The sequence below is a fragment of the Pseudomonas sp. MWU12-2037 genome (assembly GCF_023242345.1).
Classification (GTDB): domain Bacteria; phylum Pseudomonadota; class Gammaproteobacteria; order Pseudomonadales; family Pseudomonadaceae; genus Aquipseudomonas; species Aquipseudomonas gingeri_D.
Map to the genome: position 1 here is coordinate 275,692 of NZ_JALLIZ010000003.1, position 25,151 is coordinate 300,842.

Here is a 25,151-nt window from a genome sequence, read left to right on the forward strand (position 1 = left end):
AGTAGAGTCAGGCCTAGCCGTTACAGCTTGACGGCAGAGTCGGGGGGCCGGTGACGCAGGCCACAGGCAAACAGCCCCGGGCTCTTAGCTCGGTCGATAAACGCGCACATTGGCATGCCCCTCACTGAGCAAATGGTGGGCATGCAGGCGACTCATCACGCCTTTGTCGCAATACAACAGGTACTGGCGAGTAGGGTCCAGTTCCTTGAAACGAGCGTTCAAAGCATAAAACGGCATCGCTTGTACCTCGATGCCAGCGATCACCAGCGGGTCATCTTCCTGAGCATCCGGGTGACGGATGTCGATCACGATATGACCGGCCAGCGCCTCGCTGACTTCTTCAATCTGCAAATCCTGGCCCAATTCGTCGATCACCCGATCGATCGGCACCAGTTTGGCCCGCTCGAGCGCCCGCTCGAGAATCGCCATGTCGAACTGTTGTTCTTCGTACTCCACGCGATTGCGCTTGGCGTGGGTCTTGGGGTTCACCGAAATGACCCCGCAATATTCCGGCATGTGCTTGGCGAAATCCGCCGTGCCGATCTCGGTCGCCAGGTCGATGATGTCCTGCTTGTGGCTGGCGATCAGCGGGCGAATCACCAGCTTCTCGGTCACACAGTCGATCACCGACAGGTTCGGCAGCGTCTGGCTGGATACCTGGGAGATCGCCTCGCCGGTCACCAGCGCGCCGATCTCCAGGCGATCGGCCATGACGGTAGCAGCGCGCAACATCATACGCTTCAATACTACGCCCATATGACTGTTATCGACTTTGCCGAGAATTTCTCCCAGCACTTCCTCGAACGGCACGCTGACAAACAGCACCCGCTGGGAGCTGCCGTACTTCTTCCAGAGGAAGTGAGCGACTTCCATCACCCCCAGCTCGTGGGCGCGGCCACCGAGATTGAAGAAGCAGAAATGGCTCATCAGGCCGCGGCGCATCATCTGATAGGCGGCCACGGTGGAGTCGAAACCGCCGGACATCAGCACCAGGGTCTGCTCGATGGAACCCAGCGGGTAGCCTCCCAGGCCATTGTGCTGACTATGGATAACAAACAACCGTTGGTCGCGAATTTCCATCCGCACTTCGATTTCCGGCTCTTTGAGGGAAATCCCGGCGGCATTGCACTGTCGGCGCAACTGGCTGCCGACGTATTTCTCCACATCCATGGAGCTGAAACTGTGCTTGCCGGCGCGCTTGCAACGCACCGAAAAAATCTTCCCGGGCAGGGCCTCGCCGAAGTGCTGTTTGCACTGGGCGGTGATCTCGTCGAAGTCACCCAGCGGGTATTCGTCGACCTGCAGGAAATGCGCGATGCCCGGCATGCAGCACAGGCGCTCGGTCAGTTCCTGCAGGGCCTTGGGCTCGCTCAGCGCGGTTTCCAGCTCGAGATTGTCCCACACGCCGTTCACCACCACGTTCGGGTCCAGGTCACGGAGCACGGTACGGATGTTCTTGGCCAGCTGGCGGATGAATTTCATCCGGACAGGGCGGCTTTTAATGGTGATTTCGGGGAAGACTTTTACGATAAGTTTCATGAAAACAGCGCGCGAAGGGCCGGCCGAAAAAGGGGGGCGCGGATTATAGCGGAAATTGCTCAAGGTTTAACCAGTTATTGTGCAGATGGTTTTGCACGCACCAAAACAGGTCGCCGTCGATTATTTTAGATCCAAAATGGTGCGACAAACGCCCGAAAATTCTCCTATGCTCGCTGCAACGCGTGAGATTGGGGCAAAAAACCCATCACGGGGCACTGGCATGCAATTTGCTCTCTTGTGAGGCAGGTTGCCTTGGCCGATATTCGCGCCGGCATCACCACTCTTTCAGGGCTAACTCCACTACCCAGCCCGAAGCCACCCGGAGGACACCATGTCGAAGTCGGTTCAACTCATCAAAGATCATGACGTTAAATGGATTGATCTGCGCTTCACTGACACCAAAGGCACTCAGCACCACGTGACCATGCCGGCCCGTGATGCACTGGATGACGAATTCTTCGAAATCGGCAAAATGTTCGACGGCTCCTCCATCTCCGGGTGGAAAGGCATCGAAGCCTCCGACATGATCCTGATGCCGGACGACAGCACCGCCGTACTCGACCCGTTCACCGAAGAGCCGACCCTGATCCTGGTCTGCGACGTGATCGAGCCTTCGACCATGCAGGGCTATGACCGCGACCCACGTGCGATCGCCCGTCGCGCCGAGGAATACCTCAAGTCGACCGGTATCGGCGACACCGCTTTCTTCGGCCCTGAGCCTGAGTTCTTCATCTTCGATTCGGTCAAGTTCAAGTCCGACATCTCCGGCTCCATGTTCAAGATCTTCTCCGAACAAGGTTCGTGGATGTCCGACCAGGACGTGGAAGGCGGTAACAAAGGCCACCGTCCAGGTATCAAAGGCGGCTACTTCCCGGTTCCACCGTTCGACCACGACCACGAAATCCGTACCTCCATGTGCAACGCACTGGAAGAGATGGGCCAGACCGTCGAAGTTCACCACCACGAAGTGGCAACTGCCGGCCAGAACGAAATCGGTGTGAAGTTCAACACCCTGGTCAACAAGGCTGACGAAGTCCAGACCCTGAAGTACTGCGTACACAACGTGGCAGACGCCTACGGCCGTACCGCGACCTTCATGCCAAAACCGCTGTACGGCGATAACGGCTCGGGTATGCACGTTCACATGTCCATCTCCAAAGAGGGCAAGAACACCTTCGCTGGCGAAGGTTATGCCGGCCTGTCCGACACCGCCCTGTACTTCATCGGCGGCATCATCAAGCACGGTAAGGCCCTGAACGGCTTCACCAACCCGTCGACCAACTCCTACAAGCGTCTGGTCCCAGGCTTCGAAGCGCCGGTAATGCTGGCCTACTCGGCACGCAACCGTTCCGCCTCGATCCGTATTCCTTACGTCAACAGCCCCAAGGCTCGTCGTATCGAAGCACGCTTCCCGGATCCGGCTGCCAACCCTTACCTGGCCTTCGCCGCACTGATGATGGCCGGCCTGGACGGTATCCAGAACAAGATCCACCCTGGCGACGCTGCCGACAAAAACCTGTATGACCTGCCGCCTGAAGAGGCCAAAGAGATTCCACAGGTGTGCGGTAGCCTGAAAGAAGCCCTGGAAGAGCTGGACAAAGGCCGTGCGTTCCTGACCAAAGGCGGCGTTTTCAGCGACGACTTCATCGATGCCTACATCGAGCTGAAAAGCGAAGAAGAAATCAAAGTACGCACCTTCGTACACCCACTGGAATACGAGCTGTACTACAGCTGCTGATCCGGTAGCGCTCGCGCAAGCGGCGTAACGAAAGGCCACCTTCGGGTGGCCTTTTTCATGGGCAGAAATCGAGAATTCTTGAAACGTTTCCAGACTGGCAGGACGCTGTGGAGCGGCGTTAACTAGGGGCTCCCGACCTTGTGACGGGAACCACAGGCACCGCGCGTGGCGCGCGGTACAAGGACGTTAACCTGGAAGCCAGCACATGACCCCGATCTCCACATCCAATGCACAAACCCCACCCCAACCCAGCGCCCAAGTGCTGCTGCGCAGCACCAGCTCCTGGGATGGCACGCCCTACGAACGCTATCCCGAAGGACCACCGGAACTGACCTTGTTGCAGGTCAATATTCCGGCCGATACCGAGTTGGGCTGGCACCTCCACCCGATTCCCAGCGCCGCCTACATCCTCTCGGGCGAAGTGTGGGTCGAGACCCGGGAAGGGGGCCACAACACCCACCTGAAACAGGGCGACACAATAGCCGCCCTGGTCAACATCCAGCACCGCGCCAAGACCGGCGCGGTTCCGGTGGACCTGTTGGTGTTCTACGCCGGCACCGAGGGCGTGCCGCTCTCGGTATCGGACCTCTGACATAGCTCCTACAGATTTTTGCCGAACACAAAATGTGCATTAAACACTGAACTGTAGGAGCAAGGCTTGTCGGGACGCCGCACCGCCGCGAAGGGGGCCTCAAGATCGCTAAAAGCTTCGCGGGCAAGCCCTGCTCCTACAGGTATTGTGGTGTTTTCAAGATCCCACGCCACGAATGGCCTCCCGGGACACGCCGACATCTTTTTCATGAAAAGAAACTGGCGCCTGGCCGCGCTTGTGACGTTTACTCAGGGCCCTGTGCCCACCCTCTGGACGAAGCCCGCTCCATGTACCTGACAAAACGCCTTGCCAGCCCGCTGCTGCTTATTCTCCTCAGCACCGGTGCCCTCGCTGAAACCCCGAAGCCAGCACCCGCCCCCGCATCCCTGGCACCCTTGCTCCAGGCCGTGAGCGAACGCCTGGAGATCGCCGATCAGGTCGCGTTGACCAAATGGGACAGCGGCAAGCCGATCCAGGACAGCCCGCGCGAGCAGCAAGTCATCGCCAATGCCGCGCAGGAAGCCGCCACCTACCAGCTCAAGCCTGAAGACGTCAGCCAGTTCCTCGCCGCCCAGATCGAAGCCAACAAGCTGGTGCAATACGCCCTGCTGGCCAAGTGGCACGCCGCGGGCAAGGCCCCGACCATCGCCCGCCCCGACCTGGTCAAGCAGATCCGCCCGGCCCTTGATCAACTGCAAGTGCGCCTGCTGCAGCATTACGCCGCCTTCGCCGCCTCCCGGCAGGACCCGCAATGCCCGACCTGGCTGGCCCAGGAGCGCCAGGTCCTGAGCACCGACGAGATCCATGACCTGGCGCTGATTCGCGCCGTGGGCGAGTTGTGCCTCAGCGGGCGCTGAAGCCGTTGAAGGTTGTGCTCTATGCTGACACCCTGAAGCACCTGGGCGGGATGTCAGCGCCAGGACCACTATCGGGAGCGCCCATGGGTCGAAGCCTTCTTTTGCTGCTAATGGCGGTCGCCTTGCCAGCCGCCGCACAGATCTACAAGTACACCGATGCCAACGGCAACACGGCCTACAGCAACCAGCCGCCCGACGGCACCGCCGCACAGACCGTGGAGCTGCCGCCGCTCAACAGCGTGGGCCTGCAGCAGTCGTACACGCTGCCGCTGCCCACACCGGCGACACCCGCACCGGCGACTTCGGCGACGACACCCACCAATGCCGGCGCGGCCTACAGCACCCTGGAACTGACGGACATCCCGACCCAGGAAGCCCTGCGTGCCAACAACGGCACCTTCACCGTCGGCGTGAAGATGGAGCCACGCCTGCAACGCCAGCACCTGCTGCGCCTGGTGCTCGACGGCGCGCCCTACGGCCAGCCAAGCAATGTGCCACGCCTGCAACTGGTGAATATCGACCGCGGTGACCATACCCTCGGCGTCCAGGTGCTGGCCGGCGAACAGGTGGTGCAGCAAAGCGCCCTCGTACCCTTTACCGTCCAACGGGTACACAAGCCTTGAGCCACTTATGATTCGCGTTTTCGTCCGCCTGCTGCCGCTGCTCCTGACGCTTTGCGCCGGCTCGGCACTGGCCGAGATCTACACCTACATCGACAGCCAGGGCAACCGGGTCTTCACCGATCAACACCGGGCCGGTGCCAAGGCGGTGCCGTTGCCGCCGGTCAATCGCCTGTCGCTGACCCCGACGGCGCCCCTGCCCACGCCGGCCACCGCGCAAAAACCCAAGGTCCAGCCGATTCTCCATTACCAGATGCTACGCATCCTGGTGCCGGACCCCGATGCCACCATCCGTAGCACCGAAGGCAACCTGATCGTCAGCGTCACCAGTGAACCCGGCCTGATGCCCGGGCACACCTACCAATTGCTGCTGGATGGCAAACCCACCGCCGCGCCCGGCCCCAGCCCGGTGTTCGCCTTGAACAATATCGACCGCGGCAGCCACCAGCTCGCGGTGGAGATCCTCGACGAACAGGGGCGGATCGCCGAACGCACGGCCAACCAACCCTTCCATATGGTGCGTATCTCGCTGGCGCAGAAACGCCAGGCCAACCCCTGCCAACTGGCTGATTACGGACAACGGCCGGAATGCCCGCTGGCAGACAAGCCCGAGGAAGAAAGCAGCAGCATTTTGCCGTTTCTCTGATCCACGCCAAGCATGGCACCAGATTGGTGCACTAAACTGCACACCTACCCGAACCAAATCCCATTTTGGTTCGAAAGTACCCGTCGTTTCTGGCAGAACGCCACTCAATCGAGCCTGAAACGCCCATTTCAGGCAATTCGCGCTTCTTTTCGGAGCCTTGGTTTGGTTTTTGCATTTTCCTTGTATCGACGCCTTGTTCGCGCGCGCAAATCGGGACCGGCCCCGTTTGCCATGCTCCAAAAGAGGTCCCCATGACCATCAGTGACGCCCTGCACAGACTGTTACTCGACAACCTGACCACCGCGACCATCCTGCTCAACGCCGAATTGCGCCTGGAGTACATGAACCCGGCGGCGGAAATGCTCCTGGCCATCAGCGGCCAGCGCAGCCATGGCCAGTTCATCAGCGAACTGTTCACCGAGTCGGTCGAGGCCTTGAACTCCCTGCGCCAGGCCGTGGAACAGGCGCACCCGTTCACCAAGCGCGAAGCCATGCTCACGGCGCTGACCGGCCAGACCCTGACCGTCGATTACGCCGTGACGCCGATTCTCAGCCAGGGCGAAACCCTCCTGCTGCTGGAAGTCCATCCCCGCGACCGCCTGTTGCGGATCACCAAGGAAGAGGCCCAGCTGTCCAAGCAGGAAACCACCAAGATGTTGGTGCGCGGCCTGGCCCACGAAATCAAGAATCCCCTGGGCGGGATTCGCGGCGCCGCACAGTTGCTGGCCCGCGAGCTGCCGGAAGAAAGCCTCAAGGACTACACCAACGTCATCATCGAAGAGGCCGACCGCCTGCGCAACCTGGTGGACCGCATGCTCGGCTCGAACAAGCTGCCGTCCCTGGCGCTGACCAACGTCCACGAAGTCCTCGAACACGTCAGCAGCCTGGTGGAAGCCGAGAGCCAGGGCTGCATCAATCTGGTGCGCGACTATGACCCCAGTATTCCCGATGTACTGATCGACCGTGAACAGATGATCCAGGCCGTGCTCAATATCGTGCGCAACGCCATGCAGGCCATCAGCAGCCAGAACGAGCTGCGCCTGGGTCGCATCAGCCTGCGCACCCGGGCGATCCGCCAGTTCACCATCGGCCACGTGCGCCATCGCCTGGTGACCAAGATCGAGATCATCGACAACGGCCCGGGGATTCCCGCCGAGCTGCAGGAAACCATCTTCTATCCCATGGTCAGCGGCCGCCCGGACGGTACCGGGCTCGGCCTGGCCATTACCCAGAACATCATCAGCCAGCACCAGGGCCTGATCGAATGTGAGAGCCACCCCGGCCACACCACATTCTCGATCTTTCTGCCACTGGAACAAGGAGCCACATCGACATGAGCCGTAGTGAAACCGTGTGGATCGTCGATGACGACCGTTCTATCCGATGGGTCCTGGAAAAAGCCCTGCAACAGGAAGGGATGACCACCCAGAGCTTCGACAGTGCCGATGGCGTAATGAGCCGCCTGGTCCGTCAGCAGCCGGATGTGATCATCTCCGACATCCGCATGCCCGGCGCCAGTGGCCTGGACCTGCTCGCGCGGATTCGCGAGCAGCACCCGCGCCTGCCGGTGATCATCATGACCGCCCATTCCGACCTCGACAGCGCGGTGGCCTCCTACCAGGGCGGGGCGTTCGAATACCTGCCCAAGCCGTTTGACGTCGATGAAGCGGTGTCGCTGGTCAAGCGCGCCAACCAGCATGCCCAGGAACAACAAGGCATGGCCGTGGCGCCGACCCTGACCCGGACCCCGGAAATCATCGGCGAAGCGCCGGCGATGCAGGAAGTGTTTCGCGCCATCGGTCGCCTCAGCCACTCCAACATCACCGTATTGATCAATGGCGAGTCCGGCACCGGCAAAGAGCTGGTGGCCCACGCCCTGCACCGCCACAGCCCACGGGCGGCGCAACCGTTCATCGCCTTGAACATGGCGGCGATTCCCAAGGACCTGATGGAATCCGAGCTGTTCGGCCATGAAAAAGGCGCCTTTACCGGCGCGGCCAACCTGCGGCGCGGGCGTTTCGAACAGGCCGACGGCGGCACCCTGTTCCTCGACGAAATCGGCGACATGCCGGCCGACACCCAGACCCGTCTGCTGCGGGTACTGGCGGACGGCGAGTTCTACCGGGTCGGCGGGCATACGCCGGTCAAGGTCGACGTGCGCATCATCGCCGCGACCCACCAGAACCTGGAAACCCTGGTTCACGCGGGCAAATTCCGTGAGGACCTGTTCCATCGCCTGAACGTGATCCGCATCCATATTCCACGGATGTCGGACCGTCGCGAAGACATCCCGACCCTGGCCAAGCACTTCCTCGCCCGCGCCGCCCAGGAACTGTCGGTGGAGCCGAAGCTGCTGAAGTCGGAAACCGAGGAATACCTGAAGAACCTGCCGTGGCCGGGCAACGTGCGCCAGCTGGAGAACACCTGCCGCTGGATCACAGTGATGGCTTCCGGGCGCGAGGTGCATATCAGCGACCTGCCGCCGGAGCTGCTGAACCTGCCGCAGGATTCGGCACCGGTGACCAACTGGGAACAGGCACTGCGCCAGTGGGCCGACCAGGCGCTGGCACGCGGCCAATCGAGCCTGCTGGACAGCGCCGTACCGAGTTTCGAACGGATCATGATCGAGACCGCCCTCAAGCACACCGCCGGCCGCCGTCGCGACGCCGCCGTGCTGCTGGGCTGGGGCCGCAACACCTTGACCCGCAAGATCAAGGAACTGGGCATGAAGGTCGATGGCGGCGATGAGGACGACAGCGACGAGGGTTGATCCGTCGCTTCAAGCCAAACCCTCTACAGCCTGGCTGTAGAGGGTTTTTTATTGCCCTGTAAATGGGACGGCGTGCACCACGGCAATGCGCCTTGAACCGCGATCGAGCAGAGAATCAGGCCGCGCAGGCGCCATCGCCGTTTTTACGCTCGAGCAGAAAGGCCCCGTATTCCGGGGCCTTCAGACACATTTTGAAAATTATCAGGGCAATCATTGGCGTTTTTTCAAAAGCTGGCACGCGCCCTGCAATAACCCCAGTACAACCCAGTTTTGGGGACCCTGATACAGGCAGGTCAGGGACTCCCCTTCTTTACACCGGGACTCACACCGCTCACAGCGACGAGTCCCAAGACGCTTTTGGGAACCCTGGTACAGGCAGGCCGGGACTTCCCTTCTTTACACCAGGACTCATACCGCTCACAGCGACGAGTCCAGATGCTTTCGGGGACCTTGATACAGGCAGGTCAAGACTCCCCTTCTTTACACCGGGACTCACACCGCTCACAGCGACGAGTCCAAAAACGCTTTTGGGAACCCTGATACAGGCAGGTCAGGAATTCCCTTCTTTACACCGGGACTCATACCGCACACAGCGATGAGTCCAGACGTTTTCGGGGACCCTGGTACAGGCAGGCCGGGACTCCCCCTCTTTACACCGGGACTCACACCGCTCACAGCGACGAGTCCAAACGCTTTTGGGAACCCTGATACAGGCAGGTCAGGAATTCCCTCTTTAACACCCGGACTCACACCGCTCACCGCGACGAGCCCGATAGCCGTTCTGGGAGCTCCGGTACAGGCAGGCCGGAGATTCCCTCTTTTATTCCTCACGGAGATTGATCGCCAATCTCCAGCGCCCGTCCACCTTCGCCCCGGCCCATTCGCCGTGCAGCGGACGCGCCGCCAGCAACGTCAGCAACAACCCCTTGTCACTCAAGCGCACACGCCAGTTGGCGTCCTTGCCGGCCACCTGCAAGTGGCCGTTCTGCGCCTTGCCCTCGGCGTCGAACAGCAACGCCACCGTGCCGTCGACCTGCTCGCCATGCACCTTGGGCTCGGCACTGAACCAGACCACCACCCCCTCGGGCACCACCTCGACCTGTTGCAAAACCAGGGGCTCGGGCGCGGTCAGGCGACCGATCATCATCCCGACCATCAAGCCGACAATCGCCAGCGATCCCAACACCCGCGGCAATAGCTTCGATCGCGGGTCCTCTTCGGGGGTAGAATGCAGCCCATCTTCATCTTCGGAGCCGTGCATGTTTCACGTCATCCTTTTTCAACCAGAAATTCCGCCGAACACCGGCAACATTATCAGGCTGTGCGCCAACAGCGGCTGCCACCTGCATTTGATCGAGCCCATCGGTTTTGAAATGGACGACAAGCGCTTGCGCCGCGCCGGCCTCGACTATCACGAGTACGCCACGCTCAAGACCCACGCCGACCTCGCCAGTTGCCTGGAAAGCCTCGGCCACCCGCGCCTGTTCGCTTTTACCACCAAGGGTTCGCGAGTGTTCCACGAGGCGCGCTTCGCCGAGGGTGATGCGTTTCTCTTCGGCCCGGAAAGCCGTGGCCTGCCGGCCGAGGTGCTCGACGCCCTGCCCGGCGAACAACGCCTGCGCCTGCCGATGCGCGAAGGCTGCCGCAGCCTGAACCTGTCCAACACCGTGGCGGTGGCGGTCTACGAAGGTTGGCGCCAGTTGGGCTTTGCCTGAACAAAAAAAGCGCCGGAAAAAGGCGCTTTTTTGTGGGCAGGCAATCCGTTTATTGAACGGTTTGCGCGCCGTCTTCCTGCAGACGCTGCAGCTCTTGCGCGTACAGGGCATCGAAGTTCACCGGGGCCAGCATCAACGCCGGGAACGAACCACGGGTGACCAGGCTGTCCAGGGTTTCACGGGCGTACGGGAACAGGATGTTCGGGCAGAATGCACCCAGGGTGTGGCTCATGGAAGCCGCATCGAGGTTCTTGATCAGGAAGATACCGGCCTGCTGCACTTCAGCGATGAAAGCCACTTCTTCACCGTTCTTCACGGTCACCGACAGGGTCAGCACCACCTCGTGGAAGTCGCCTTCCAGGGCTTTCTGACGGGTATTGAGGTCCAGGCCGACGCTCGGCTCCCACTGCTGGCGGAAGATCGCCGGGCTTTTCGGGGCTTCGAAGGACAGGTCGCGCACGTAGATACGCTGCAAGGAGAATTGCGGTTGGCTATCTTCTTCAGTGGCAGCAGTGTTCTGTTGGTCAGTCATCGCAGCAGATCCTTCTTGATCTTCAGGTCTTTAAAGGGTTGGGGGAATCAAGCTTCCAGCAACGCGTCCAGCTTACCGGCGCGCTCGAGGGCGAACAGGTCGTCGCAACCACCGATGTGCCGGTCGCCGATCCAGATTTGTGGCACGGACGTGCGCCCGGCCTTCTGGGACATCTCGGCCCGCAACTGCGGTTTGCCATCGACCTTGATCTCGTCGAAAGCAACGTTCTTGCTGCCGAGCAACGACTTGGCGCGCATGCAGTAAGGGCAGTAATCACTGGAGTAGACAACGACCTGGCTCATATCACTTCACCAGCGGCAGATTGTCGGCTTTCCAGCTGGAAATACCACCGGACAGCTTGGCGGCAGTGAAACCGGACTTGAGCAGCTCGCGGGCGTGAGTCCCGGAGTGCTGGCCCTGGGCGTCGACCAGAATCAGGGTCTTGGCCTTGTGCTTCTCCAGTTCACCGATGCGAGCCATCAGTTTGTCCTGGGGAATGTTCAGCGCGCCGACGATATGACCGGCGGCAAAGTCCTTGCTCGGGCGCAAGTCGATGACCACGCCCTGGTCCTGGTTGACCAGTGCGGTCAACTGGCCAGTACTGAGGCTGGCGCCACCGCGGCTCATTTCATGGGCAATCAGCAAGGCCAGCAGGAGCACGAAGGCGCCGGCTAACAGGTAGTGGCTAGTGGCAAATGCAATCAGGTGATCGACCATCAGGAGGTTCCAGGGCGTTAAAATGTGGGCCAGTATACACAGCCGTCAAGGTCGGCCAAACCCCGCCCGGCGGTGACTGCATTTGAACTTGGCTTTAAACTGCGACTCTTTTTTCCATGACCTTTCAATCCAGCCGCGAGTGCCGTCCATGACTACCACGCCTAAACCTTTGGTCCTGATCATCCTGGATGGCTTCGGTCACAGTGAGAGCCATGACTACAACGCCGTCTATTCGGCGAAAAAACCGGCGCTCGACCGCCTGGTCGCGACCCAGCCCAACGGCCTGATCTCCGGCTCCGGCATGGATGTCGGCCTGCCGGACGGGCAGATGGGCAACTCCGAAGTCGGCCACATGAACCTCGGCGCCGGCCGGGTGGTGTACCAGGACTTCACCCGCGTGACCAAGTCGATCCGCGACGGCGAGTTCTTCGAGAACCCGACCATCTGCGCGGCGGTGGACAAGGCCGTGGCCGCGGGCAAGGCGGTGCACATCCTCGGCCTGCTGTCCGAAGGTGGCGTGCACAGCCATCAGGACCACCTGGTGGCCATGGCCGAGCTGGCGTTCAAGCGCGGCGCCGAGAAAATCTACCTGCACGCCTTCCTCGATGGCCGCGACACCCCGCCGAAAAGCGCCCAGTCATCCATCGAGTTGCTCGACGAAACCTTCCGTACCCTGGGCAAGGGCCGTATCGCCAGCCTGATCGGGCGCTATTTCGCCATGGACCGCGACAACCGCTGGGACCGTGTGGCCCAGGCCTACAACCTGATTGTCGACGGCCAGGCCGAGTTCCACGCCGCCAATGCCCAGGAAGGCCTGCAAGCCGCCTATGAGCGCGGCGAGAGCGACGAATTCGTCAAGGCCACCCGCATTGGCGAGAAAGTCACCGTCGAAGACGGCGATGCGGTGGTATTCATGAACTTCCGCGCCGACCGTGCCCGTGAACTGACCCGGGTGTTCGTCGAAGACGACTTCAAGGACTTCGAGCGCGCCCGCCAGCCGAAAACCGCTGGCTTCATCATGCTGACCCAGTACGCCGCCAGCATTCACACGCCGTCAGCCTTCGCCCCGGGCAGCCTGGAAAACGTGCTGGGCGACTATCTGGCAAAAAACGGCAAGACCCAGCTACGGATCGCCGAAACCGAGAAGTACGCCCACGTCACCTTTTTCTTTTCCGGCGGTCGTGAAGAACCTTTCCCGGGTGAGGAACGTATCCTGATCCCGTCGCCGAAAGTCGCCACCTACGACCTGCAACCGGAAATGAGCGCGCCGGAAGTCACCGACCGCATCGTCGATGCTATCGAACACCAGCGTTACGACGTGATCGTGGTCAACTACGCCAACGGCGACATGGTCGGCCACAGCGGCGTGTTCGATGCGGCCGTTAAAGCAGTGGAATGTCTGGATTTGTGTGTAGGACGTATCGTCGAGGCCCTGGACAAGGTCGGCGGCGAAGCGCTGATCACCGCCGACCACGGCAACGTCGAACAAATGGAAGACGAATCCACCGGCCAGGCCCACACCGCCCACACCACCGAGCCGGTACCCTTCATCTATGTCGGCAAGCGTCCGCTGAAGGTCCGTGAAGGCGGCGTGTTGGCAGATGTCGCACCGACCATGCTCAAGCTTCTGGGCCTGGAACAGCCGAAAGAGATGACCGGTACGTCGATCCTGACTGACCTCTAAACGCCACAAATCAGGTAGGCCGCAGGCCTGCGGCCTACCTCTTTATCGGAAACGCCTGAAAGCAACCGCTTTTGGGCGTTTTTTTTGCAGCCCGCGGCGGGCATACTAGGGCGTCTCGTTCCCAGGTGTCGCCCGCCCCATGCTTCGCGCCCTTATCGCCCTAGCCCTGATCTGCCTGCTCCAACCGGCCTTTGCCGACGAGCGCGCACAAACCCAGCAGCAATTGGACGCTACGCGTCAGGATATCGCTGAGCTGAAAAAGCTCCTGGGCAAGCTGCAGGAAGAAAAATCCGGGGTGCAGAAAGAACTGCGCGGCACCGAAACCGAGATGGGCAAGCTGGAGAAGCAGGTCGATGCCCTGCAGAAAGAGCTGAAAAAGAGCGAAAGCGAACTGCAGCGGCTCGACGCAGAGAAAAAAAAACTCCAGAGCGCGCGCATTGAACAGCAGCGACTGATCGCGATCCAGGCCCGCGCCGCCTACCAGGGTGGCCGCCAGGAGTACCTCAAGCTGTTGCTCAACCAGCAAAACCCGGAAAAATTCGCCCGCACCCTGACCTATTACGATTACCTGAGCCAGGCGCGCATGGAGCAGTTGAAGAACTTCAACGAAACCCTGCGCCAACTGGCCAATGTCGAAAACGACATCAATCTGCAGCAAGCCCAGTTGCTGGTGCAGAAAAGCAGCCTGGACAGCCAGCGCGACGAACTGGACAAGGTCCGCAAGGAGCGCCAGGCGGCCCTGGCCAAGCTCAGTGACGACGTGAAAGCCCGCGACCAGAAGCTCGCCGCTCGCGAACAGGACCAGGCCGACCTGTCGAAAGTCCTCAAGACCATCGAAGAAACCCTGGCTCGCCAGGCCCGCGAGGCGGAAGAAGCGCGTCAGAAAGCGCTGCTCGCCCAGCAGGAAGCCGAAAAAAAGCGCCAGCGTGAGGCTGCGGTCGCCAACGACGACAGCCCACGGCCACCGCGTAAAACCACGCCTGGAGCCTTGGTATCGAGTGCAGGAGAATCCTTCGGCGGCCCTTTTGCTTCAGCGCGCGGCAAACTTCCATGGCCAGTTGATGGTCGACTGCTTGCGCGCTTTGGTGAAACCCGTGGCGATGACGCCCGGACCAAGTGGGACGGGGTAATGATCAGCGCCGCCGCCGGTAGCCAGGTGCACGCCGTGCACGGTGGCCGCGTGGTGTTCGCCGATTGGTTGCGGGGCGCCGGTTTGCTGGTCATTCTGGACCACGGCAACGGTTACCTGAGCCTCTACGGGCACAACCAGACGCTGCTCAAGTCCGCAGGCGATGTGGTAAAAGCCGGTGAGTCGATCTCTACTGTAGGCAACAGTGGCGGTCAGGACGCACCCGCGTTGTATTTCGCTATACGTCAGCAGGGTCACCCGAGTGATCCGGCCCAATGGTGCCGCGCCCAAGGATAGGCCGGCATCTTAATCAGGAGTTCGTTCGACATGTTGCATTTGTCCCGCCTCACCTCGCTGGCCCTGACGATCGCCCTGGTGATCGGTGCGCCCCACGCGTTCGCTGCGCAACCTGCCCAGCCCGCGCCGGCTGCCGCTGCTCCGGCCGTCACCGCCAAGGCCCCGCTGCCGCTCGACGAGCTGCGCACCTTTGCCGAGGTCATGGACCGGATCAAGGCCGCCTATGTCGAACCGGTGGACGACAAGACCCTGCTGGAGAATGCCATCAAGGGCATGCTCAGCAACCTTGACCCGCATTCCGCCTACCTCGGGCCGGACGACTTCGCCCAGCTGCAGGAAGACACCAGCGGCGAATTCGGCGGCCTGGGCATCGAAGTCGGCATGGAAGACAACTTCGTCAAGGTGGTCTCGCCGATCGACGACACCCCGGCGTCCAAGGCCGGCGTGCAGGCCGGCGACCTGATCGTCAAGATCAACGGCCAGCCGACCCGCGGCCAGACCATGACCGAAGCCGTCGACAAGATGCGCGGCAAGGTCGGCCAGAAGATCACCCTGACCCTGGTGCGCGGCGGCGGCGCGCCGTTCGACGTGACCCTGACCCGGGCGATCATCCGCACCAAGAGCGTGCGCAGCCAGTTGCTGGAAAACGGCTACGGCTATATCCGCATCACCCAGTTCCAGGTCAAGACCGGCGAAGAGGTCTCCAAGGCCCTCGCGGCCCTGCACAAGGAAAACGGCAAGAAGCTCAACGGCATCGTCCTCGACCTGCGCAACAACCCGGGCGGCGTGTTGCAGGCGGCGGTGGAAGTGGTCGACCACTTCATCACCAAGGGCCTGATCGTCTACACCAAAGGTCGCATCGCCAACTCCGAACTGCGCTTCTCGGCCACCGGCCACGACGAAAGCGAAGCGGTGCCGATGGTGGTGCTGATCAACGGCGGCAGCGCCTCGGCTTCGGAAATCGTTGCCGGTGCCCTGCAAGACCAGAAACGCGCCGTGTTGATGGGCACCACCAGCTTCGGCAAGGGCTCGGTCCAGACCGTGCTGCCGTTGAGCAATGATCGCGCGCTGAAGATCACCACCGCGCTGTACTTCACCCCCAACGGTCGTTCGATCCAGGCCCAGGGCATCATCCCCGATGTTGAAGTGCGCCAGGCCAAGGTCACCGGCGCCCAGGACGACGACACCTTCAAGGAAGCCGATCTCCAGGGTCACCTGGGCAACGGCAACGGCGGCGCGGACAAGCCAAGCGTCAAGGCGCCCAAGGCCAAGCCACGCCTGCAGGATGACGACTATCAGTTGGGCCAGGCCCTGAGCCTGCTCAAGGGTCTGAGCGTGACACGCGGCAACTGAGATGCGCCGCTGGCTGCTGCTCCTTATCGGCTGTTTGATCGGCGTTGCCCAGGCGGCGCCGGTCGAGCCGCCGGCACCGACCAAGGCCTACCTCACCCTGATTATCGATGACCTGGGGCAGAACCTGCCCCGGGATCGTCGGGTGCTGGCCCTGCCCGGGCCGGTCACCCCCTCGATCATGCCCGACACCCTGCACGCCGCCGAATTCGCCCGCGAGGCCCATGCCGCCGGCAAGATCGTCATGCTGCACATGCCCATGGACCCGGCCACCGGGCCTTTCGCCTGGCATCCCGACCTGTCCCTCGATGAATTGCAAACGCGCCTGGCCGCCGCCTTCAAGGCCGTGCCCTTTACCAGCGGGATCAACAACCATGAAGGCAGCCGCATGACCGCCGAACCGGTGGCCATGGCCTGGCTGATGGGCGAATTGCAGCGGCGCAACAAGTTCTTCGTCGACAGCCGCACCAGCGCCAAGACCGTCGCCGCGGCCCAAGCGCAGAAGATCGGCCTGCCCAGTGTGTCGCGGGATGTCTTCCTCGACAACGAGCGCACCGAAGCGGCCATCACCGTCCAATTGGAAACCGCGATCAAACTGGCCCGCAAACAGGGCACGGTGGTGGTCATCGGCCATCCGTACCCGCAGACCCTGGCGGTCCTCGAACGCGAGCTGCCCAAGCTCAAGGAGCAGGGCATCGACTGGATCGACATCAAGTCGATGATCGCCCTGCGCAGCAACCAGGCGACCGAGGCTCACGGCAAACAAGGCGTTTATCGCTGATATCTATCCATACACACGCGCTCCAGCCGCGCCAGTAAGTTCAGTGCTCACGAACTTGACTGAGCCGACATGAAAGACCTACTGAGAAACCTCCTCCACACCGCGCTGCTGCTCCTGCCCCTCAACCTCCATGCCCGGATCGACACCCACAGCGCCTATGGCATGCCGCCCCCCGCTTTCGTCAGCAACTTCGACGGCCGCTTCAACAAATGGAGCGGTATCGGCCGCATCAAGAACCAGTCACAGGCACTCTGTACCGCCAGCCTTCTGGACACTCGCACGCCTGACACCGCCGCCGATGCACCCGCCTATATCGTCACCAGCAACCGCTGCCTGCACCAGGACAACCGTGAGATCCAGAAAGACCAGCCCATTGTCGGCACGGTCTCCTTCAACTACTTCGAGGACAGCATCGAGCAACTGAAGCTCTACAAACTCAAAACCCTCAGGTGGAGCAGCAGCGCAGGCATCGACCTGGCCATTATCGAACTTGAAAAACCCCTCGCCACCTTGCTCGCCGAAGGGATAGAGCCACTGAAACTGGCCACCACCGAACCGCGTCCACGCAGCGATATATTGGCCCTCGGCGTGCCCGAATGGGCAACGCTACAGGTGTCCGCCTGCACTCATCTGGCCAGTGCGGAAATCCTCGAACAGCCCTGGGTCTGGCGCTCGACCATGAAGAACCGCTGCCGCGGCATCACGGCGGGAAGCTTTGGCGGCCCCTTGCTGGACAGAGAGAGCGGGGAACTGTTCGGGATTATCGCCACCACCACCCATGAGACGCGGGAAGAGAAGCAGTGCCTGGCGGGAACACCTTGCGAGACCACCCAAGGCCAGCCCGACTGGCAACCCGGTACCAACTATGGAAGTTCGCTGGCCTTTCTGAACCGTTGTTTTATCGATGGCCGATTAACGGCCGATCCGCACGAGTGCGATCTGTATCCGACGACCTCGATCAGTTTTGAAAACCCGCAGCCGATCCAGCAGTACTTTGTCGCGTCACCCAACGGCAATAGCGACATCATCCCCAACTGGAAAGCCCCCCTCAGACTCAGCACGCCGTTCTATCGCTTCAAGACCGTACGCCGGGCGACCGACTGCGAAGACCCGGCCCACTACGGCCCCGCGCTGCCCAGCCTGAGCGCGATGATCGACCTGCCCATAGGCCCGCAAACCGGCATCCATATGCTCTGCATCCTGGGGATGGAGACACAGACGCCGCAACACCCCCCGGCACGGATGAAAGGCGCCCTGACCCTGGCCGTCGAACTGGCGGAACCCGGGCCGGCGCGGTCGCCGGACATGAGCATCGAGCTGGACCGGACGCTGCTTGGCACCTACGCCGTCATCTGGCAACACAACCCGCCGTTCTACGCCCGCTATGAATACAAGTACGGACCCGCTCGCTCGACGGACTGTCAGGACAAAGCCGGCTTCGTGGAAATACCTCCGCCCCTGGAAGAGGAGGAGGAAGATGTCCTGCTGCCCGTGGACCCCGACATTCCGCCCGCCGTCGAACTCGTGAAGAAGACGATCAAAGTCCGCATCGACGAATTGCCCAACGGGCAATACAAGGAGCTGTTCTCGGTGTACAGGGAACCGATCAAGCTGTGCACGCGAGCCTACGACCAGGCCAATCAGGTCTCGCCGGTCCGGACAGATATCCTCAGGCCGCGCTGACCGACACTACAGGTAATGAGCAAAGGCCTGATCCACCGCCCCTTCACGGCGTAGCTGATCGAGCGCCGACTGCAACTTGGCGACGACCGCGTCGGGCACCTCTTTGTTGAGGGCCAGGTAAAGGGACGCACTGTTGAAGCGCAAGACCGTCTTGAGCCCGGCAATGCCCTCCTGCCGCGCCAGATAGCGTCCGGCGGGATCGCCCGAGGCCCACAGGTCGATCTGACCGTCGACCAGCTTGCGCGCATTATCCTGGTCGCGCAGGGCCAGCACCGGGTTGAATCCGTGCTGCGCCAGGTATTGGGCGATAGCGTCGCCCTTGTAGGCGCCGATCCGGTAGCGATGGGCCTGCTCCAGGCCCGACAAGGCAATCGGGCTGTCCGTCTTGCCCAGCAGCACCCAATCGTCAGGACCGATCGGCCCGACCCATTTGAACAGTCTCTCGCGCTCCGGCAGCCTGGCCATGACAAACACCCCGTAGCCGGGGTTTTCCAGGGCGAGCTTGTAGATACGTTCCCAGGGGAAACGCAGGGTCAGGCTGTAGGAAATACCGGCGCGCTTGAAGGTTTCCCGCACGATATCGGCGGCAATGCCTTCGATATTCTCGTCCTTGGCGAAGTTCTTGCCATTTTTCGCCATGTTGTAGGGCGGGAAGTTCTCCGTCAGCAGGACAATGCCGTCATCGGCTGTGTCCGCCGCCTCTACCGTGCCCGACAACAGTCCGATCAGGCAAAACAGCACAAGGAAAAAGCGTTTAGACATAGTAGGCAACCGGAATCCGTGGCGGACTCAAGAGTGACTTGAGCCCGCCACGCTGTCCAGTGGGCTGTTGCGCTCAGCGCACCACAATACCGCGCGCGGCCATATAGGCCTTGGCTTCCGGCACCGTGTACTCGCCGAAGTGGAAGATGCTCGCCGCCAGTACCGCACTGGCGTGGCCTTCCAGAATCCCGTCGGCCAGGTGCTGCAGGTTACCGACACCGCCCGAAGCGATCACCGGGATGCCCAGGGCATCGCTGATGGCCCGGGTCACACCGAGGTCGAAACCGCTTTTCATGCCGTCCTGGTCCATGCTGGTGAGCAGGATCTCGCCGGCACCGAGGCCTTCCATCCTCGAAGCCCACTCCACCGCATCGAGCCCGGTGGGCTTGCGCCCGCCGTGGGTGAAGATTTCCCAGCGCGGGGTTTCGCCCGGCAGCGAGACCTTCTTCGCATCGATGGCGACGACAATGCACTGCGAGCCGAAATGCTGCGCCGCTTCGCCGACGAACTCGGGGTTGAACACCGCCGCCGTGTTGATCGAGACCTTGTCGGCCCCGGCATTGAGCAGGTTGCGGATGTCCTGCACGGTGCGCACGCCGCCGCCGACCGTCAGCGGGATAAACACCTGGCTGGCCATGCGCTCGACGGTATGCAGCGTGGTGTCACGGCCGTCGACGCTGGCGGTGATGTCGAGAAAGGTGATCTCATCCGCGCCCTGCTCGTCGTAACGCCGGGCGATTTCCACCGGGTCACCGGCATCACGGATGTTCTCGAACTTGACGCCCTTGACCACGCGACCGTTGTCGACGTCCAGGCAAGGGATGATGCGTTTGGCCAGCGCCATGGTGAGTCCTCAGCCTTTGTACGAATCGCAGAAGGCTTGCGCCTCGGCGACATCGAGGGTGCCTTCGTAGATCGCCCGGCCGGTAATCGCGCCGATGATGCCCGGTGCCTTGGCGTCCAGCAGGCTCTTGATATCGCCCAGGTTGTGGATACCGCCGGAAGCGATCACCGGAATTTTCGTGGCCGCGGCCAGGGCTGCGGTGAAGGGCACGTTGCAGCCCTGCATCATGCCGTCTTTGGCGATATCGGTGTAGACGATGGCGGAGACGCCGTCGGCTTCGAACTGTTTGGCCAGGTCGATGACCTGCACGGTGCTGATTTCAGCCCAGCCGTCGGTGGCGACAAAACCGTCCTTGGCATCCAGGCCGACGATGACCTTGCCCGGGAACGCGCGGCAGGCTTCGGCAACGAACGCAGGGTCTTTCACCGCCTTGGTGCCGATGATCACGTAGCTCACGCCGGCCTTGACGTAGTGCTCGATGGTTTCCAGGGAACGGATACCGCCGCCGATCTGGATCGGCAGGTTCGGGTAACGCTTGGCGATGGCGGTGACCACCTCGCCATTGACCGGCTGGCCTTCGAACGCGCCGTTCAGGTCGACCAGATGCAGACGGCGGCAGCCGCCCTCCACCCACTTGGCAGCCATGCTCACCGGGTCATCGGAGAACACCGTGGAATCTTCCATGCGGCCCTGGCGCAGACGAACGCAGGCACCGTCTTTGAGATCGATAGCGGGGATAATCAGCATCTGGCAAACCTTAGAGTCGTTTTTTCAGCTTTACTCGGAAATCAGTTTTTCTCGAGTGCCCACAGGTCGCTTTCGATGCTTTCGAACCTTTCTTTAAGGTGCGTCTGCACATCGAAAATCGCCCTGTTGTAATAGTGCGGAGCAATTTCACGGGTAAACAGGTCGAGGATTTCAGCCGCTTCGAACGAACCCAGGTCCAGTTCGAAGCGCTCTTCCATGAAGCGCTTGATCTTCTGATTGGCCTCGTTCTCCTGTTCCGGAGTGAGGGTCAGGATCGGCGGCTTGGTCTTCTTCGCGGCCATTTACCAGCGCCCATCCCAGGCGGCGAAGTTCTGCAGCAATTGCAGGCCATGGGTATGGCTTTTCTCCGGGTGGAACTGCACGGCGAAACGCGAGCCCTCGGCCAGCGCCGCAGCGAAGTCGACGCCGTAGTGCCCGCGGCCCACCACCTGCCGCGGGTTACCGGCGGCGATGTAGTAGCTGTGCACGAAGTAGAAGCGCGCCAGGTCCGGGATGTTGTGCCACAGGGGGTGATCCACTACCTGCGTCACCTCGTTCCAGCCCATATGCGGCACTTTCAGATGCTCGCCGTCCTCGCGCTGGTCCTTGGCGAACAGCTTCACCTGGCCAGGAAACAGGCCGATGCAGTCGACGCCGGCGTTCTCTTCGCTATGGTCGAGCAAGGCCTGCATGCCGACACAGATGCCAAGGAACGGACGATCCTGGCTGACTTCACGCACCAGGGCGTCGAAACCCAGGCGACGGATCTCGGCCATGCAGTCGCGAATCGCGCCGACGCCGGGGAAAACCACCCGGTCGGCTTCGCGAATCACAGCCGCATCGCTGGTGATCAGCACCTTGCCGGCACCCACGTGCTCGAGGGCCTTGGCCACCGAGTGCAGGTTACCCATGCCGTAATCGATAACCGCGACCGTCTGCATTACAGGACGCCCTTGGTCGAAGGCATTTGCCCGGCCATGCGGTCGTCGAGTTCGACGGCCATGCGCAGGGCGCGACCGAAGGCCTTGAACACGGTTTCGATCTGGTGGTGGGTGTTGGTGCCACGCAGGTTGTCGATGTGCAGGCTGACCAGGGCGTGGTTGACGAAGCCCTGGAAGAATTCCTGGAACAGATCGACGTCGAAGCCGCCCACGGTGGCGCGGGTGTAGGGCACGTGCATCTGCAGGCCGGGACGGCCGGAGAAGTCGATGACCACTCGCGACAGCGCTTCGTCCAGCGGCACATAGGCGTGACCGTAGCGACGGATGCCTTTTTTGTCGCCGATGGCTTTGGCGAAGGCCTGACCCAGGGTGATACCGACGTCTTCCACGGTGTGGTGGTCGTCGATATGCAGGTCGCCCTTGCACTCGATATCCAGGTCGATCAGCCCGTGACGGGCGATCTGGTCGAGCATGTGTTCAAGAAAAGGCACACCGATATCAAATCGGGCCTTTCCGGTGCCATCCAGGTTGATCGAGGCTTTGATCTGGGTTTCCAGAGTGTCGCGCTCGACGGACGCCTTACGTTCGGCCATCACCAGCTCCGCAAAATCATTGGGCGAAAAAGGCAACCATTATAGGGGCGCGGGCGGCAAACAGAAACACGCAAGGTGAACTCCCGGACGGGCTGAATCCAGGCGTGTCGGGGATATACCTGTCAGGACAACTACGAAAGGAGGGTGTGATCACTCCCACGCGCTACGCGGGAATGATCACGATGTACAACTTAGTGGAACAGCACCGCCGTCTTCTGCAGGGTGACCCACACGCCCCACGCCAACGGAATGCCCACCACCAGCCAGGCGGCAACCGCCATCGGCTTGCTGCCCGCAGCGGCTTTCCACTCCAGCACGGTAGTGCTGTCGGCGCCCTTGTCATGACCCAGCGCCTGCTCGGCGGCGAGCTGCGCGTCGGTCATGAAGTACTTGTCGGCCACCGGACGCACCAGCAGGTTGCAGATGAACCCCAGCACCAGCAGGCCGGCGAGGATGTACAAGGTGATGTCGTAGGCCGCGGCGCGCTCGACGCCGATGCTCAACTGATACTCACGCAGGTAGTTCACCAGCACCGGACCCAGCACCCCGGCTGCCGCCCAGGCGGTCAGCAGGCGACCGTGGATCGCACCGACCATCTGGGTGCCGAACAGGTCCGCCAGGTAGGCCGGCACCGTGGCGAAACCACCGCCGTACATCGACAGGATCACGCAGAACGCCGCCACGAACAGCGCGACGCTGCCCAGATGACCAAGGCTCGGCACTGACGCATAGAGCGCGAAACCCAGGGCGAAGAACACGAAGTAGGTCGCCTTGCGGCCGATATAGTCCGAGAACGACGCCCAGAAGAACCGGCCGCCGATGTTGAACAGGCTGAGCAAACCGGTGAAGCCGGCTGCGATGGCGGCGATCTGGCCCAGTTGCGCGGCGTCCAACTGGCCGAAGGTCAGGCCGTTGCCGAGCAGTTTGCCGGCGAAGACTTCCTGCAACAGTGGCGAAGCCATGCCGAGGATGCCGATACCGGCGGATACGTTCAGGCACAGCACCAGCCACACCAGACGGAACTGCGGGGTCTTCCAGGCCACGTTCACATGCACGTGACGGTGGGTGATCATCGCGTTGCTGCTCTTCTTCACCGGTGCGGTCCAGCCCTCGGGCTTCCAACCGGTAGGCGGCACGCGGTACGACAATGCGCCGCCGATCATGAAGACGAAGTAAATCGCCGCCATCACCGCGAAGCTCTGCCACACGCCGACACTGGTAGGCGAAGCGAAGTGGCCCATCAAGGCCGCCGCCAACGGTGCACCGACCATCGCGCCGCCGCCGAAGCCCATGATTGCCATGCCGGTGGCCATGCCGCGCTTGTCCGGGAACCACTTGATCAGGGTCGAGACCGGCGAGATATAGCCCAGCCCCAGACCGATACCGCCAATCACCCCGGAACCGATCCACATCAGCCAGATCTGGTGGGTATAGACCCCCAACGCGGAAATCAGCAAGCCACCACACCAGCACAGTGCGGACACCACACCGGCCTTGCGCGGACCGGCACGTTCCAGCCAGCCGCCCCAGATCGCGGCCGAGCAGCCGAGGAAAATGAAGAACAGGGTGTAGATCCAGCCGAGCATGGAAATCGGCCAATCACACTGCGACGAGAAGACCTGTGAGATAAAGCTCATGTCCGGCGCGCAAGCGACCGGTGCGGTGATGCCCAAGGCCTTGGACAGTGGCAACCAGAACACCGAGAAGCCGTAGGCCATGCCGATGCACAGGTGGATGGCCAGGGCGGCCGGTGGAACCAGCCAGCGGTTGAAACCGGGCTTGGCGATAATGCGCTCTTTTGACAGGAACGCAGGTTCGGCGGCTTGAATGCGCGCCGTCATGCTGGTGCTCATTTGAAGTGTTTCCCCCAATTGAAATGATGGTTCGCCGGCCACACATCACTCCCGACCTTGGTGCACGCAGGCATGGCCGTGTTATCGAGTGATGCTTGTTACGCGACAATAGGTCGCAGAAAGACTGACGAAGTGCGAGAGGTTACCATTTACGCATGACAGCACAACCAGACTGATACGCTCTTTATGTAATGCAACTGCTCTGCTTTCCTGTAGGAGCAAGCTTGCTCGCGATCCGCCGCAGGCGGCCATCAGCCGCGAATGCAGATGGCGCCCGAAAGATCGCTATCGCGAGCAAGCCTGCTCCTACGAAACGCCAACCCCGGACGTTCGAGGAATCTATGCCCATCGTTGTCGAGTCCCTCACCGAAGCCACCTACCAGGACCAGCAGGACCTGCAGAAGATCTATCTGGACGCCCCCGCCTGGCTTTTCGCACCGCAAGCCGACGGCCAGCAACTGATCGAGACCGCCCTGGCCGACGGCAGCCTGATCGCCGGGCGCTTCAATGACCGCCTGCTGGGCGCGGCGCGCCTGGAACGGCGGGCGGATCTCTGGCTTTTATCCCAACTTTGCGTCAGAAAAATCACCAGGCGCCGTGGGGTAGCCGAACGACTGGTGGCGGAAGCCGCACGGATGGCCAGGCTGGCCGGCGCGGAACTGCGGCTCCTGGCCCCCGCCGGACATCTCGAAGCCCAGGCGCTGGCGGCCAAGCTGCGGATTCCCCTGGATCCGCTCTAGGGATCATCCCTGCCCTGTCGC

At 61.8% G+C, this 25,151-nt stretch carries 26 protein-coding genes; 14 read left to right on the forward strand and 12 right to left on the reverse strand.

Annotated elements, in window-relative coordinates:
• Positions 1–84: 84 nt before the first annotated feature.
• Positions 85–1,539: a tRNA uracil 4-sulfurtransferase ThiI gene (thiI, locus tag M5B42_RS07055; protein WP_248745388.1), complete on the reverse strand. Its 1,455-nt coding sequence runs from the start codon at positions 1,537–1,539 to the stop codon at positions 85–87.
• A gap of 331 nt (positions 1,540–1,870) precedes the next feature.
• Between thiI and glnA the strand changes: the two genes are divergently transcribed.
• From glnA to ntrC, 7 genes are all read left to right on the forward strand, one after another.
• A complete protein-coding gene (gene glnA / locus M5B42_RS07060) occupies positions 1,871–3,277 on the forward strand; it encodes a type I glutamate--ammonia ligase (RefSeq protein WP_191489959.1) in 1,407 nt (468 codons plus the stop codon).
• A gap of 205 nt (positions 3,278–3,482) precedes the next feature.
• Complete coding sequence (locus M5B42_RS07065; protein ID WP_103495505.1) at positions 3,483–3,869, forward strand: cupin domain-containing protein; 387 nt, start codon at positions 3,483–3,485, stop codon at positions 3,867–3,869.
• Between the two features lie 287 nt (positions 3,870–4,156).
• Entirely contained in the window at positions 4,157–4,726 is a 570-nt protein-coding gene (locus M5B42_RS07070) for a chorismate mutase (RefSeq protein WP_248745389.1), read from the forward strand.
• Between the two features lie 83 nt (positions 4,727–4,809).
• A complete protein-coding gene (locus M5B42_RS07075) occupies positions 4,810–5,349 on the forward strand; it encodes a DUF4124 domain-containing protein (protein WP_248745390.1) in 540 nt (179 codons plus the stop codon).
• 7 nt (positions 5,350–5,356) lie between these two features.
• Positions 5,357–5,992, forward strand: a complete 636-nt coding sequence (locus M5B42_RS07080; RefSeq protein ID WP_248745391.1) for a DUF4124 domain-containing protein — start codon at positions 5,357–5,359, stop codon at positions 5,990–5,992.
• Between the two features lie 251 nt (positions 5,993–6,243).
• Entirely contained in the window at positions 6,244–7,329 is a 1,086-nt protein-coding gene (gene glnL, locus M5B42_RS07085; protein WP_040063506.1) for a nitrogen regulation protein NR(II), read from the forward strand.
• Positions 7,326–8,762, forward strand: a complete 1,437-nt coding sequence (gene ntrC, locus M5B42_RS07090) for a nitrogen regulation protein NR(I) (protein WP_100940345.1) — start codon at positions 7,326–7,328, stop codon at positions 8,760–8,762. Before glnL ends, ntrC begins: the two co-directional genes overlap by 4 nt.
• A gap of 820 nt (positions 8,763–9,582) precedes the next feature.
• On the opposite strand, the gene M5B42_RS07095 is transcribed toward ntrC, so the two are convergent.
• Complete coding sequence (locus M5B42_RS07095) at positions 9,583–10,023, reverse strand: hypothetical protein (RefSeq protein WP_152737795.1); 441 nt, start codon at positions 10,021–10,023, stop codon at positions 9,583–9,585.
• Here M5B42_RS07095 and M5B42_RS07100 point away from each other — a divergent pair.
• Positions 10,022–10,477, forward strand: a complete 456-nt coding sequence (locus tag M5B42_RS07100) for a tRNA (cytidine(34)-2'-O)-methyltransferase (RefSeq protein ID WP_100940343.1) — start codon at positions 10,022–10,024, stop codon at positions 10,475–10,477. The genes M5B42_RS07095 and M5B42_RS07100 overlap by 2 nt on opposite strands.
• A gap of 49 nt (positions 10,478–10,526) precedes the next feature.
• Here M5B42_RS07100 and secB read toward each other — a convergent pair whose 3' ends face one another.
• Genes secB through M5B42_RS07115 form a run of 3 tightly spaced genes read right to left on the reverse strand, consistent with a single transcriptional unit; the run spans position 10,527 to position 11,726 of the window.
• Positions 10,527–11,009, reverse strand: coding sequence for a protein-export chaperone SecB (secB, locus tag M5B42_RS07105; protein ID WP_103496807.1), 483 nt, complete (start codon positions 11,007–11,009; stop codon positions 10,527–10,529).
• Positions 11,010–11,056: 47 nt separating this feature from the next.
• Positions 11,057–11,311, reverse strand: coding sequence for a glutaredoxin 3 (grxC, locus tag M5B42_RS07110; RefSeq protein ID WP_103496806.1), 255 nt, complete (start codon positions 11,309–11,311; stop codon positions 11,057–11,059).
• Position 11,312: 1 nt separating this feature from the next.
• Complete coding sequence (locus M5B42_RS07115) at positions 11,313–11,726, reverse strand: rhodanese-like domain-containing protein (RefSeq protein ID WP_100940340.1); 414 nt, start codon at positions 11,724–11,726, stop codon at positions 11,313–11,315.
• Between the two features lie 148 nt (positions 11,727–11,874).
• On the opposite strand from M5B42_RS07115, the gene gpmI reads away from it, so the two are divergent.
• From gpmI to M5B42_RS07140, 5 genes are all read left to right on the forward strand, one after another.
• Positions 11,875–13,410 carry a 2,3-bisphosphoglycerate-independent phosphoglycerate mutase gene (gene gpmI / locus M5B42_RS07120; RefSeq protein WP_248745392.1) on the forward strand — a complete coding sequence of 512 codons (1,536 nt, stop codon included), beginning with the start codon at positions 11,875–11,877 and terminating at the stop codon, positions 13,408–13,410.
• Positions 13,411–13,549: 139 nt separating this feature from the next.
• On the forward strand, positions 13,550–14,836 hold the full coding sequence (locus M5B42_RS07125) for a murein hydrolase activator EnvC (RefSeq protein WP_152737797.1): 1,287 nt from the start codon (positions 13,550–13,552) through the stop codon (positions 14,834–14,836).
• A gap of 30 nt (positions 14,837–14,866) precedes the next feature.
• On the forward strand, positions 14,867–16,189 hold the full coding sequence (locus tag M5B42_RS07130) for a S41 family peptidase (protein WP_103496803.1): 1,323 nt from the start codon (positions 14,867–14,869) through the stop codon (positions 16,187–16,189).
• A gap of 1 nt (position 16,190) precedes the next feature.
• Entirely contained in the window at positions 16,191–16,967 is a 777-nt protein-coding gene (locus M5B42_RS07135) for a divergent polysaccharide deacetylase family protein (RefSeq protein WP_248745393.1), read from the forward strand.
• Between the two features lie 69 nt (positions 16,968–17,036).
• Positions 17,037–18,650 (forward strand): trypsin-like peptidase domain-containing protein, encoded by a 1,614-nt coding sequence (locus M5B42_RS07140; RefSeq protein WP_248745394.1) that lies wholly within the window; start codon positions 17,037–17,039, stop codon positions 18,648–18,650.
• 6 nt (positions 18,651–18,656) lie between these two features.
• Here M5B42_RS07140 and M5B42_RS07145 read toward each other — a convergent pair whose 3' ends face one another.
• The 7 genes from M5B42_RS07145 to M5B42_RS07175 form a co-directional block, all read right to left on the reverse strand.
• Entirely contained in the window at positions 18,657–19,412 is a 756-nt protein-coding gene (locus M5B42_RS07145) for an ABC transporter substrate-binding protein (protein WP_248745395.1), read from the reverse strand.
• A gap of 73 nt (positions 19,413–19,485) precedes the next feature.
• Positions 19,486–20,256 carry an imidazole glycerol phosphate synthase subunit HisF gene (hisF, locus tag M5B42_RS07150; protein WP_100940334.1) on the reverse strand — a complete coding sequence of 257 codons (771 nt, stop codon included), beginning with the start codon at positions 20,254–20,256 and terminating at the stop codon, positions 19,486–19,488.
• Positions 20,257–20,265: 9 nt separating this feature from the next.
• Positions 20,266–21,003 carry a 1-(5-phosphoribosyl)-5-[(5-phosphoribosylamino)methylideneamino]imidazole-4-carboxamide isomerase gene (gene hisA, locus M5B42_RS07155; protein WP_008041005.1) on the reverse strand — a complete coding sequence of 246 codons (738 nt, stop codon included), beginning with the start codon at positions 21,001–21,003 and terminating at the stop codon, positions 20,266–20,268.
• 41 nt (positions 21,004–21,044) lie between these two features.
• Positions 21,045–21,305, reverse strand: coding sequence for a DUF2164 domain-containing protein (locus M5B42_RS07160; protein ID WP_100940332.1), 261 nt, complete (start codon positions 21,303–21,305; stop codon positions 21,045–21,047).
• Positions 21,306–21,944 carry an imidazole glycerol phosphate synthase subunit HisH gene (gene hisH, locus M5B42_RS07165; protein ID WP_248745396.1) on the reverse strand — a complete coding sequence of 213 codons (639 nt, stop codon included), beginning with the start codon at positions 21,942–21,944 and terminating at the stop codon, positions 21,306–21,308.
• On the reverse strand, positions 21,944–22,537 hold the full coding sequence (gene hisB, locus M5B42_RS07170) for an imidazoleglycerol-phosphate dehydratase HisB (RefSeq protein ID WP_100940330.1): 594 nt from the start codon (positions 22,535–22,537) through the stop codon (positions 21,944–21,946). The genes hisH and hisB overlap by 1 nt, the downstream gene beginning before the upstream one ends.
• A 191-nt stretch (positions 22,538–22,728) precedes the next feature.
• Positions 22,729–24,390, reverse strand: a complete 1,662-nt coding sequence (locus M5B42_RS07175) for an OFA family MFS transporter (RefSeq protein ID WP_177103185.1) — start codon at positions 24,388–24,390, stop codon at positions 22,729–22,731.
• Positions 24,391–24,731: 341 nt separating this feature from the next.
• On the opposite strand from M5B42_RS07175, the gene M5B42_RS07180 reads away from it, so the two are divergent.
• Positions 24,732–25,130 (forward strand): acetyl-CoA sensor PanZ family protein, encoded by a 399-nt coding sequence (locus M5B42_RS07180; RefSeq protein WP_152737799.1) that lies wholly within the window; start codon positions 24,732–24,734, stop codon positions 25,128–25,130.
• Positions 25,131–25,151: the final 21 nt, after the last annotated feature.